The sequence below is a fragment of the Pseudomonas sp. LBUM1669 genome (assembly GCF_059695705.1).
This window is the reverse complement of record NZ_CP166785.1, coordinates 132999-145377: the sequence shown is the minus strand read 5'-3', so window position 1 is coordinate 145377 and position 12379 is coordinate 132999. Positions and strand designations below refer to the sequence as shown.

Annotated in this window: 9 protein-coding genes and 4 pseudogenes; 10 read left to right on the top strand and 3 right to left on the bottom strand. The window is 48.4% G+C overall.

Translation table 11 applies throughout. The features are described from left to right. Positions 1–73 precede the first annotated feature (73 nt). From ACA051_RS30640 to ACA051_RS30630, 3 genes are read left to right on the top strand one after another with little or no spacing between them, the layout of a single operon-like run. Positions 74–571, top strand: coding sequence for a hypothetical protein (locus tag ACA051_RS30640; protein ID WP_497375993.1), 498 nt, complete (start codon positions 74–76; stop codon positions 569–571). After that, the gene (locus tag ACA051_RS30635; protein ID WP_497375991.1) at positions 564–848 is read left to right on the top strand and encodes a hypothetical protein; all 285 of its coding nucleotides are present in this window, start codon (positions 564–566) and stop codon (positions 846–848) included. Before ACA051_RS30640 ends, ACA051_RS30635 begins: the two co-directional genes overlap by 8 nt. After that, entirely contained in the window at positions 845–1486 is a 642-nt protein-coding gene (locus tag ACA051_RS30630) for a transposase (protein ID WP_497375989.1), read from the top strand. Before ACA051_RS30635 ends, ACA051_RS30630 begins: the two co-directional genes overlap by 4 nt. A 318-nt stretch (positions 1487–1804) precedes the next feature. Here the strand turns inward: ACA051_RS30630 and ACA051_RS30625 are convergent. Continuing rightward, a pseudogene (locus ACA051_RS30625) lies at positions 1805–1990 on the bottom strand (IS3 family transposase); the annotation flags it as partial. Between the two features lie 686 nt (positions 1991–2676). Between ACA051_RS30625 and ACA051_RS30620 the strand changes: the two are divergent. Together ACA051_RS30620 and ACA051_RS30615 are read left to right on the top strand one after the other, a co-directional pair. After that, positions 2677–7008 carry a hypothetical protein gene (locus tag ACA051_RS30620; RefSeq protein WP_497375987.1) on the top strand — a complete coding sequence of 1444 codons (4332 nt, stop codon included), beginning with the start codon at positions 2677–2679 and terminating at the stop codon, positions 7006–7008. Positions 7009–7116: 108 nt separating this feature from the next. After that, a complete protein-coding gene (locus ACA051_RS30615) occupies positions 7117–8028 on the top strand; it encodes an RHS repeat-associated core domain-containing protein (protein ID WP_497375985.1) in 912 nt (303 codons plus the stop codon). 193 nt (positions 8029–8221) lie between these two features. Here ACA051_RS30615 and ACA051_RS30610 read toward each other — a convergent pair. Further along, positions 8222–8350: pseudogene (locus ACA051_RS30610) on the bottom strand (transposase domain-containing protein); the annotation flags it as partial. 377 nt (positions 8351–8727) lie between these two features. On the opposite strand from ACA051_RS30610, the pseudogene ACA051_RS30605 reads away from it, so the two are divergent. The 4 genes and pseudogenes from ACA051_RS30605 to ACA051_RS30590 form a co-directional block, all read left to right on the top strand. After that, a pseudogene (locus ACA051_RS30605) lies at positions 8728–8814 on the top strand (IS66 family insertion sequence element accessory protein TnpB); the annotation flags it as partial. After that, complete coding sequence (gene tnpB / locus ACA051_RS30600) at positions 8777–9037, top strand: IS66 family insertion sequence element accessory protein TnpB (RefSeq protein ID WP_497376025.1); 261 nt, start codon at positions 8777–8779, stop codon at positions 9035–9037. The pseudogene ACA051_RS30605 and the gene tnpB, both read left to right, overlap by 38 nt. A 17-nt stretch (positions 9038–9054) precedes the next feature. Beyond that, positions 9055–10578, top strand: coding sequence for an IS66 family transposase (gene tnpC, locus ACA051_RS30595; RefSeq protein WP_497376023.1), 1524 nt, complete (start codon positions 9055–9057; stop codon positions 10576–10578). Then, positions 10575–10925, top strand: coding sequence for a hypothetical protein (locus ACA051_RS30590; RefSeq protein ID WP_497375983.1), 351 nt, complete (start codon positions 10575–10577; stop codon positions 10923–10925). Before tnpC ends, ACA051_RS30590 begins: the two co-directional genes overlap by 4 nt. Before the next feature lie 250 nt (positions 10926–11175). Here the strand turns inward: ACA051_RS30590 and ACA051_RS30585 are convergent. Further along, a protein-coding gene (locus tag ACA051_RS30585; RefSeq protein WP_497375737.1) for an IS5 family transposase occupies positions 11176–11926 on the bottom strand; the annotation gives its coding sequence in 2 pieces (ribosomal slippage) (positions 11176–11619 and positions 11621–11926; 750 coding nt in all). 105 nt (positions 11927–12031) lie between these two features. Here ACA051_RS30585 and ACA051_RS30580 point away from each other — a divergent pair. After that, positions 12032–12307: pseudogene (locus tag ACA051_RS30580) on the top strand (superoxide dismutase family protein); the annotation flags it as partial. Between the last annotated feature and the right edge of the window lie 72 nt (positions 12308–12379).

Below are 12379 nucleotides of genomic sequence, written 5' to 3'. Positions count from 1 at the left end.
CGTAATAGTCATTACGTTGTGTTGATTTTTGGCCGGGGTTATTGTTTTGCCTAGTCAGTAATTTGGTGGCACTATGATTGTCGAGCTTATTTCGAAAGTAATTGATCCTGAAAAAATAAAAGCCGTCATTCAAAATATGAACATGACAAGGGAAGTTGAAAAACTCATCGATGCATTGCATGGCCAAAAAAAAACCATTGATGAAAACTTACGCCGAGCCGCGATTCTGAATATCGTTAACCTACATACAAATACACTGACGCTACACTGCACAGACTTCGGCAACATCAGTATCAAGGTACCACTTGCTTCAATATCCTCTGCGCTTTACTCCGTTCCCGGGTGCAGCATTCTATTTGCCATTAACAGTCAATCTTTTACGATTCAGCTATATAGCCTCTCAGAGGGGCAGCTGACTATAAAAGATCGCGTGACCATCAGTGAAAATAATCCAGTGGTGATTGATGGTCGCTATACCTTATTCGACTATAATTCGTCAAGTAAGGAGCATCAAGCATTTATCGGCAGTATCAACCTGCCTGACGCGAAGTGCCGACATCAGTGTGTTTGATCGTGAGTCCTTACGAAAAATTGCCTGGTTCCCGCAAGACGAGAGTGCCGCGCGCTATCTCGTCAGCCTTGAACTGCTTGAAGCAGCGCAGGATCCAGGAGTCGGCAAGGTGGCCGAAGAGCTAATCTATCACTATCACCCAGCTGTAGCTTGGCGGGCGTTTCAGGTGATATGTCAGAAGGATCGGCAGGCCGCGTTACATTTCGTACCGCTGCTGCGCCAACTGAAAAGCCGTCGTTTGGATAATTTGCTGGATCAATACAGTGAGGCGGCATGAAACTTAAAACTTTCATTACACGTGTAACCAGCTATGACTTGCTATTAGACAAAACACTCATTATTGAGGATTTAAAACAACTGGCTACCAACCGTACTTTGTTGAGTGAGTATCTTTATAGCACCCTCCAAAGAGATGGATTTAGTACGAGTGACAGTCTTTATGGGCCTTATGGATTTTTATTGCATTACGATGACTTGTTTACGGTGCGTCTTGCGTTCTGGTCACCTATTATTTCACAGGATGAAAGCGAAACTTTTATTTATGACGTGAACCATACTCACGACTTTGAAATTTATGCGGTGGGTTACAGCGGTGATGGCTATACCACAATTTTGCGATCAATCCTTGATCGTGCACCGTTGCGAGCCGGCATAAAACCGTCATTGGGTGAGGAGCGCACCTTGAAGCTTGCACCGGGCCATATTTTGCACATGGCACCGCTGTATGAGATTCACAAGCAAATTCCACCCGAGACATTGTCTGCTTCGTTGAGCTTGATCATTCATCCTCGGCAGGCGACAAAAACTGAAGAAGCCTGGTGCTTCGACGAGAACTTCGTGCCGACTTACCCCGGCATTGCTACGCAGGAAATGGCGCTCTTTGAGCATACGCTGTCCCTGTTTCAACGTGGGTAGCGATGGCTGCCCCATTTGTCAGAAAAGGAAATTTGTATGAGCAAGCCAATAACCAACTGGAGTGACGCCCCACTGCTTCGTGCCGGAACCCAAGTGATTAACACACCGGTCAAAACCAAGCCGGTCCAACGATGCTCATACCCATTTATGCGTTTCAACGTGGGCAACATTCATGCAATCAAGGAGCTCAGGAGTGTGCTGCAACAAGGCTAAGACAGTTCTTGTGTAGAGCCTCATCCTGCGAAAGACCGGCAAGGTCTGTTGCATCTATGGTTTTTCATTGCTGCCCTGCGGCTCAGCAGGGATGGCATGTAGTGGTCAACTGATCCCGGACACGACGTTAAGTTTTTTCTCGGCCTGAGCTAAGGCCAGCACATCGTTGAATTGGTACGGTCGAATCCAGTTATACCAATGCATCAAATAATGACTGATGTCTCGGAGCGCTTCTTTAGCCCTCATGTAGCCCACGGTCGGTATCCATTCAGTTTGCAAACTCCGGAACACTGGGGTTCAGGGAGCAACGGAACCAAAAACCAACGTAAGCCCTGATTATAGTTCGCTTTACCCATCCGGTGCTGCCGATTATCGGACTTTGATAAGCGAAACGAGTTTATCACTCTACTTTTCGGGTTTTATTGCCTTCCTTGGTGTCCACAGAAACGGTCTTATAAACGGTAGTTTTAGCTGAAGGGCTTAGCCGAAAGGTCATTGTGGGTCTCAATAAATTGCCGAATAGCCGCTTTCAGTTCGGCCACGCTGGTGAATACACCACGATACAGTTAAACCCCGACTACATCGACGACCTTATCGGCAAAATGCGGATCGTTGCTAATTTTGAACGTCTTCAAACGATGGGTTTAACGAACTGACTGGACATAATACTAGGCACTCCCCTCATCGTGACGCGAGCGCAGGCCCCTAGATAGGTGCTGGATAGATTTAAGCAAGCCGACTACCTCACCTATTAATAAGTATTTCAAAAAAACGGGGCGTAAATTTTTGTGCGCTGCCTCATGACCAAGATAATTAAAATAAATCACCTGGTGCTCTATATCCCGCGTATTTACAAGCTTCAAATACCACAGGAGAAAAATATATGTAGGGACATGTAGGTGCCTATCGATAATAGTTTCGCTTTTGAATATTTGCTTCGCTCACCATAAGTATCGCCATAAAGTTAAGAGACCCCTATGACCACTAAAAACACAGAATCGCAGGCAAGTTTCCTACAGACATTTTCTAGTCCTGTAAACCCCAGAACCGGAAATGTGGAAGCCCGCTTTTTACTTGCGTCCATCAACAGCGGGCTACAGGACCCGATCGTTTTCGAATTGGCCCTTACTTCGACGCGTTTATCTTCTGATGTGCAGCAGTTAGCGCTCGGATTCGGTAACCGATGGCTCCCCAGCACTCCACGTATTGAGAGAAAGAATAAAACCATATATTTTTGTAATGGTGAAGTGGCAACATTTGTCGGGGACCCGGCGGCTGATGTGACGTTGAATTACCACAAGCAAACTGACGTTAATATTGAAATTATTAACGACGGCACCACGTTCAACGGGTGGGTCGCCACTCACAAGAGCGGAACAGTTGAATACTACAATGAAAATGGAAACATTCTAAAGGCGGTTTCAGCCAGCGGGAACTATCTGGACTTTTCAAGCGATATCGATTACAACGATAGTTACATTACACGATTAAACAGTGTTACCGATGGCAATGGTAATCGCATTGACATTACGTACGGTGATCCGTCTCCGGAAAGCACCATAACAATAACTCAAACCATCGAGGGAGAGGTCCGCAGCACGCAGGTCGTTCTAGAAAGTCAGAGCAATAACCTACTCAGCGTCTCGTTACCTGGCAATACCTCTGCGCTCAATACATTTACCTATAAATCTGTTGGCGGCGTTGTAGTCCTGCGATCTATCGGCACACCAATGGGTCAATTACAGATATTCACCTACGGATATCTTATATCCCAGAAGTCTATCGATGTCCCACCGGTGAGTAGTACAACCCCGGTAGTGGTGTTACTTGAAATAAGGAGCACTGAGGACAGCGACCCCACAAGAACTATTATAAACTATGGTTACGGTAGTACAAAGGCATCCGATCCTATCGGCATCATTGACGCCGACAATTTCACCGGCTATTCGACTACAAATCCGATTATAAACCCGGTAGACAATACGGACAACTGCATACTGAGGACTGATCCATTTACGTATTACGTAACCGAAATTCACCGCGATATTAAAACCAAGCGAACCTACAATAGATTTCACTTGCTCACGAGCGAAGAGGTCATAAATATCAGCGACAGCAAAACTGTCTTAGTGACTACCTATGACTACTCCTCTATTGTAGCCGATAATGGTATTGACGGACAGCCCGGAAATTTTTCATTCTGGACAACTAAAGCAACATCATACACTAACCCTGATGCCGCCGGAGATGATACAGCTGTACGCTCCATTATAGATGAGCGTGAGGTAGACAAATACGGAAATGTAACGCTACTCAGGGAGAAACTGGAGCAGACGAAAACAGCGGGCGAAGTAACTACTACCACTGCTAGAGGTATTCTTACGCAAAATACGTATTATCCGGCTAATTCGACGGAAGGCTGCCCCGCTACAATAAAGAGCTTCTTTGTGAGCTACCTGAAAGAATCCATAACCAGTCCGGAAGCTTCGGGTTGTCACGCCGACACAGTAAAAAAGGTGGGGTATACATACAGCGCGGTGACAGGAAACGACTATACTCCACCGTTCACCTACACAGGAAAGGAACGCCCATCCATGGCGCTCCCCTGGATTACAAAAACAAACGATATCGAAACCTTCATAGCGACCTACATTGCCGCCACTGACGATCCCGCCCCAGACAAAACCTACTATGCAGGCAAGATTAAAACCTTGAGCATGGGGTCAGCCGATAATAAAAAAAACCATAATATTAGTTACTATTACACTACGATTAATGACTCTTCGACCCCTACCATTAATTTGGTTTTCATAGAGGAAACACATACATCAACGGATGCTAGTGTAACTCCAGCCGTTGAAAGTCTAAAAAAATTCGCGTCAGCTGTATTCAGTCTCGCTAGCGGCCTTAAGCGCAGAGAAGTCGGTTTCAAGGACTCCCACGATGACGCTAGCGCAAGAACGGATTATGGTTACGACGCTGAGTATCGCTTAAGAGAACGCAAGTACTATGTAAGGTCATCTCCTGACGTGTCGCAGTCTGAATCATATCAATATCGATATTTTACTAAGGTTGGTGTAGGCGAAGCGCCGCTGTTTTCACAAAATACCGTCGTCGTTAAATCGTCCACCGGACTGTATACAACGCAATATATAAATTTCAGGAGTCAAGTCAGTCAGAAGTTGGAATATTTATCGGGCACTGACCATATAGTCAGCAACTATTATTATGATGAGAACTCCATTGAAGGCCCTGGTCTGCTTACTGGCGAAGATCGCCCGGACATCATCAAAAAGGAAGCACCCTCTGGCGAGAGCGACACTATCAAGGAGATTTCCCCCACGACAAAATACGAGTATTATGCCAGAGAAGTGACACAGATAACCAAACCTGACGGACTTGTCCAACATTTTAAACGGGACAATGTACTCAATACAGAAACCTATACGGAAAACGAGAACGTATCATCCATTAAAACGACTTATAATAATTTCGGCCATATCCTGAATGTGGAACGTATTTTTTCAGACTCAAGTTTCACCCCCTGCACTCTCGAAGCCTACCAGTACGATGGACTAGGCAGAAAAACATTGTTTAAAAACAAACAGAGTGGCAGAACAGAGTACACTTATGATAATTTTGACCGACTGACGTCGGAGAGGGTCTTGTTTTCCGCCACCGACGCGACTTATACTGAAACGACATACAAGTATGAAGACTCAGCTCAAAACAACTACAAGCTCGTAACATCACTTGTAAATAGCGACCTTGCGGCAAATAAAATCATCGTCGCCAAAAAAACCTATGATGGTTTTGGGCGACTTACCCGACAAACCAATAATAACTTAACCGATGGCACTATCGAAGCGGTTGTTGATGACAGGATATTTACCTATACGAAGAGTTCTTTCAACCAGCCTACAGGCGTCAGCAGCACAAACCATCCAAGTGATATAATTACAACAACCTACAACCCTTACACGCAGGCAGTTAAGTCAACAGAACATATTACACAAGATGTTATTACTACAAAATACGACTATACCTATGACAAAAGTACGGGCCTAACTGCGACGGGGACCGCCTCGTATAAAGTTTCAGGTCGCGATTCATATACTCAAGGCTCAAATTTCTCCTACACCTACGACGATAGGGGAGAGTTGACTGCAACCACTATGCTATACGGCATCGATGCACTCACTGTAAATACGGCAAAAACCCTATCACGGTCCGGCTCATATCTACTGTCGGCGACTAATCATTTAGGCGAAACAAATAACCAACAGAGATACTATTACGATGATCAGGGGCGACTGACAACTAAGGTCTATGCTGACATTGATCTAAGAATTGCAGGTACATACAACTCGAATGGTGCCCTGATTAACATTCAAATCACAAGTGCAACATTCACGACTGCATCCCAGGCAGGTAATATAATGGGCACGACTGAGTTGGTCTATAATGACGAGTTTCTGACTCGCCGAAACCTTAAAATCATAAGAGCAGGAGATGTTTCCCCGACACTTGTATATTCATGCGCCACCGTTTACGATCAAAAAGGATCTATTGGGCAGGTCAGCCACTATAAAGAGGCCGAGGCGGACTATGCCCCATTACTTGTCAACACGTATACGTATGAGGAAGCTTACGGCTCATTATCAACATCAAAAACTGAGATGTTCACAACCAGCTCAACGGTACCTGACTACGAAAACACCCGAACTTATACCTACAAAGGCGGGCTGCGATTAGACAACATTGACAATAGCAATCAACATCCTATTTCTAATACGAGTTATACCTATACCGGCGACCGATTATCTTCGTACCAATACGACACAACACCTGAGGACTTCTCATCAGATTCCTATGGAAATATAACAAGCGCCAGCAGGTCAATCATTGACCCTACTGCTTCGGTCAATTATAAATTTGAGTTAGGCAATCGCCTGTATAGCGCACAGTATACTGATACCTACCGCTACCGCTACGAACCCAGTGGGCTCCTGAGCAAAATCGAAAAAACCATAGATGATACAATTTACAGCATAACTTACATCTATGATGGTGACGTCGTTATCGGTGAAATCAGTGATACCACAAAAACATTATATCTGTCATTCAACGACATTATTATTGGCCGTTACAAATTTGACACAAGCACTAATACCAAGTCTGTTGAGCTCTATGGTTCTGACTGCGCTGGCTCCGTTCGTTGTCTTGCGACTTTCGCAGAGGGTGGAACGGTAACCGGGCCTGTTTATTACAACTACCAAGATGGCGGTGAACGCTCAATCTGGTCATGACCAACGTTATAATCATCCGTAATCGATACGGCGTCATGACGGTGTCACTGGCCTCGTCCCGCGACTTGACTGAAATGTTTTACAACATACTCGCTCAGGAGAATTATCTTGACCACACTTAATGCCACACTGACTCCACTTACAGTGATTCTTATCGACGAAAATTTCCGTGGATTTAACGGTGAAATTTTCGACTCCGCGTCTGCTACCTATCTTCTGGGCAATGGTTACCGTGCCTATCACCCAGCTAAACGCACTTTTCTTTCCCGCGATTCGCTAAGCCCCTTTGGCCCTGGCGGTGCAAATCGCTATCAGTATTGCCAGTTTGACCCCATCAATTACGCTGATCCCAGCGGACATCTCAGCGAGAACGCCTCTCTGGGAATCACTCTGGGGATTCTCAGTCTAGTATTAGGGCTGGCTTCACTGGGTAGCGCTCTGCCGCTGATTTTCGCAGCAGGGGCGAGCGCCAAGTTTGCATGGGGAGTTATTGGCGGGACAGCAGCTCTGGTAGCGGGCTCTACAGGAATTTCCGCGAGTGTTGTACAAGACCCTGTCACGGCCCGTAATTTAGGACTGGCTTCTCTGGCGTTTGGGGCCGCTAGTAGTGTCGGTATTGGGGCATTCACTCGAACTTCGGCAATAGCGACTACCCTGAACTCAGGACAGACGCTGTCAAACACGACAAAGTTGGCGTCTGGTTTTGGCGTATTGGGCACAACACTTGGTACGACCAGCTATATAGCCGGAGAGGCGCTGGATAATGGACTTCTGCGTAACATAGGAATCGGTTTGCAGGGCGTCGGCGGGGTGGGAGGGCTGGTTGGTCTGCGGGCGAAACAGTACCGCTCAGGAGCAGCCACAGCGGCGGCTGACGAGTTGAGTAACTCGGTCTATTCAAATAATTATCGCACAGTTGGCAACCCAGGAGTTCCGGAGACGCGTTTTATCAATACCATTGACAGAAGCATCGGCAGTGATCTAAGACGTTGGAATAAATCTGCGATCAGCGGAATTTAACAGTACATTCTGAGGCTGTCCTCCTATTTTCGGTTTCTTCACGGAGCGACGAGAAATAGACGGGGCAATTCAGGCCGCACATCGCGGAGGTCTCGGGTTACTGCTCGAGCCTCCGCCTGCCAGATATCTCCCACACAAAATTGACCGCAAGGCTTTCTGAAAGTAAGCGTCTGCCCAACTCACCTTGCGTAAGTCAGGAAGGCATCCACTGATGCGGCAGCTGTTGGTCGATATCGCTTGCCCGCTGCGTCGGCAGCTGCGTCAGCACATCTTTGAGATAGGCATACGGATCATGCCAATTCACGCGCGGCGACTGGATCATCCTGGCTCATGCGCTCTGTAACGCTGTTTAAGCATATCCGCTCCATGAACCCCACATTCAAAGCTGCCATCTGATCCCCGAAGCTATGCTCCCGATTTCTCTACCTGTGGCACATAATTGGCCCACTTCCTATTTTGCTGGCACAAAAATGCCAATGTTTGGCTATTTCAGTGGCACAAAAATGCCAAGGCCAGATATTTGAGGTGGGACAAAAAATCGGCCCTATTTCTGTGGCATATAAATGTAAGCGATCCATCGCCTACACATTCAAAGCTGCCATTTGAAGCCTGATGCTGTGCTCCCGATATCCTTCAGAAACCCGTCGTCATGATGCGCCCCGACGCCAAAGTTGAAAAAGTGTAGCTCTACCCAAACCCTTGGACTTCCGAAAATCCATCGACGGCCTGACCGCTCTGGTTGAGTTGGATATCAAAGTCGCGGTGTTCGACCCAGTGCTATTCGTTTTTCTCAATAAAACCCGTAACCGGGTCAAGGTGTTGTATTGGGAGCGCAACGGTTTTTTGCCTTTGGCTCAAGCGCCTGGAGGCCGAGCGCTTCAAAACATCTCCCGACGCGACCGACGAGGCCATTGTGCTGACGGTTCAGGAGCTGAACTGGATGCTTGAAGGTTTTGATCTGTGGCGCAACCGGCCACATCAAGTTTTGACGCCGCGATTTGTCGCGTAGTTGGGTATAATCCGGGCATGATTTCGATGCCCGACGACCTTCCTGATGACCCGGTTCTACTCAAGCAAATACTGCTTGAGGAACGCCGTGTTCAACAAAGTCAGATCCTCGACCTAAAAGAACAAATCAAGTTGCTGCGTAACCGTTTGTTCGGTCGTAAATCCGAACAAACCGTCGACCCTGAAACCCCACAACTTGTGCTGTTTAATGAAGCCGAAAGTGTCGCTGTACCCATCGCTGACAACTCTGGCGAAGAAGCGGAAGAAGTCGTCGCTCCAGTCAAACGCCGAGGCAAACGCAAGCCACTTTCCGCCGACTTGTCGCGTATCGAAGTTGTCCACGAACTCCCTGAGCACGAACTGACATGTGCCTGCGGCTGCCGCAAACATGCCATGGGCGAAGAAACCAGCGAACAGCTGGAGATCGTGCCGATGCAGATCCGCGTAATCAAACATATCCGCAAGGTCTATGGCTGCCGAGGCTGTGAAACAGCGCCGGTCACTGCCGACAAACAGGCCCAGTTGATCGAAAAGAGCATGCCCAGTCCCAGCGTCTTGGCGATGCTGCTGACCACCAAATACGTCGACGGTTTAGCGCTGTACCGTTTTGAAAAAGTTCTCGGGCGTCACGGTGTTGATATCCCGCGTCAAACCCTGGCGCGTTGGGTGATTCAGTGTTGTGAGCACTTCCAGCCGCTGCTTAATCTGATGCGTGATCGGTTACTGGAAAGTCCGGTCATCCACTGCGATGAAACGCGAGTGCAAGTGCTAAAAGAGCCGGGGCGAGATCCGACCAGTCAATCGTGGATGTGGGTGCAAGCCAGCGGCCCACCTGAGCGCTCGGTCATCCTTTTTGACTACACCACCAGCCGAGCGCAGGAGGTGCCGTTACGTCTGCTGGGTGATTATCGCGGCTATCTGATGACGGATGATTACGGGGGCTATAACGCTTTAGCGTTGCAACCGGGTATCGAACGGTTAGCCTGTATGGCCCATGTCCGACGCAAGTTTGTCGATGCGCAGAAAGTTCAGCCCAAGGGCAAAGTGGGGCGTGCCGATGTTGCATTGGCGATGATCAATAAGCTGTATGGTATCGAGCGCGACCTCAAGGATGCCAACGACGAACAACAGTTTGTCGGTCGTCAGGAAAAGAGCTTGCCGGTGCTCGCTCAGTTAAAAAGTTGGCTGGAGAAAACCCAGCAACACGTCACCCCGCAAAGCGCCTTGTGTAAAGCAGTTAACTACCTGGCGAACAACTGGAACCGGCTGGAACGTTATGTGGGAAACGGTTTTTTATCTATCGACAACAACAAATCCGAGCGTGCAATAAAACCGTTTGTTATTGGCAGAAAGAGCTGGTTGTTCAGTGATACGCCCAAGGGCGCCGCAGCCAGCGCGCAGATTTACAGCTTGGTTGAAACTGCGAAGGCTAATGCTCAAGAGCCCTATACATGGCTGCACCACGTACTGGAGTGGTTGCCGCAGGCGGTGTCGGTAGAAGACTTTGAAGCGCTGTTGCCGTGGAATGTGGAGATATCATGAGTATCAATATTGATCATCTGAGTGCTGATGAATTAGTGGCGTTGAATCACCACATCATCGAGCGCCTGAAGATGCTGGAGTCACTGGAAGCGCACAAATCGATGATGCAGTTCCATCCAGGTGCGCGTGTAAGCTTTGACTCGCCCAACAGTGAGCGCCTGTCGGGAACCATTATGAAGTTCAACCGCAAGAGCGTCACCGTGGTCACCGATAACGGTCAGCGCTGGAACATTTCGCCGCACTTGCTCTCGCCGATCAAAGATCGTACGGGCAGGAACGGTGGTGGATATCAAGCACAAGAAATAACGGGATGTCGCATCCTGAACGGTTCACCTTTTTTTGAATAGGTGGGGGTTATGGATCGCGTACATATAAATGCCACTTTAATGCCACTTAAATGCAGAGATCCGCCCTATCTGTCTTCATGTGAGCCATTTTGGCCCTGTACCAGGGGTAGGACGATTTTTGTATCGGGGGTAGAATTCTCTGTTTTTACAGGGCTTGGGAGGCCCTAAAAACGTACCGAGTCTATTACGTGTTTGGTGGGTTTGGCGGTACACCGAAGGACGTCGAAAGGTCCTAGGGCCTGTTGACGTTTCACATGGGTAACCAGAGGAACCCGCAGGCCATAGCCACCGTGCTCTCATAGTTCCTCTTCAGTTTGTCGTATCGAAACGCCACTGCGCGGTAATGTTTCAGTCGCGCAAAGGCATTTTCGACCAAGTGCCGGTAGCGATAAAGGCCTTTATCCAGATCGCCATTGCCTTTGATTGAGTTACGCTTTCTCGGGATCACTGGTCGAGCACCTTGGGCTTCGATCTGTTCGCGAATACGCTCACTGTCGTAGCCCTTGTCGGCAACGATGACCTCGGCTGATGGTAGCTGCGCAATTAATTCACGGGCGGCAGTACAGTCATTGACGTCACCTCCAGTGATCTCGAAAGCCACAGGCAAGCCATGTGCATCGACAGCCAGGTGGATCTTGCTCGTATGGCCAGCGCGACTTTTGCCGATCGCTTCTGGTTGGTCACTGGCGGCCCCCCGTGCTGTGCTGATGGGCCTTCACATAGGTTCCGTCGATGAAAGCCCAATCAAAATCTGGGTCTTCGATCAACGTATTGAAAACCTTGAGCCACTTGCCAGCCACCGACCACGCATTGAAGCGCTTGGAGACTGAGTTCCAGCATCCAAAAGCGCTGGGCAGATCTCGCCACGGACAACCAACGCGCATCCGGTAGAGCATCCCCTCAACGGTCAATCGCAAATCAGGCTTGTGGTAAATAGTTTGCTGAAGCAGAATTTTTTCCAGCTTCGACCAAAGCTCGTCACTGAGCATCACTCGGGGCATTGCAAGCTCGCAGGATTGTCGGTGTTGGAACCTCTATTCTGCGGGTTTGCTCTTCTTCCTCTGCTGTTCCGGTGAAACGTCAACAGCCCCTAGGCAACTCGAATTCGGCGCGTCGCAGCTTTAGGGGCCGGCGGGCACTTCGACCCCGAGAGCACCGGCAAGCACCTCGGTCCTTATGCTGGCGGTCACATTGGCGACCTACCCGCTATCTACGTTACTGGTGACGGAAGTGCTGACTATCCGGTGTTTGCACCTCGCCTTAAAAGCCTTTCAGAAATTGAGGGCCGCGCATTAATGATCCACGCGGGGGCCGATAATCACTTGGACTCACCTAAACCTCTGGGTGGAGGCGGTAACCGCGTAGCTTGCGGTGTGATTTAACATTCAAAAAATAGTGCCCTCCTGATGCCATTTACCTCAACAGGATGGCGGTTCGAGTTACATACTTTAACG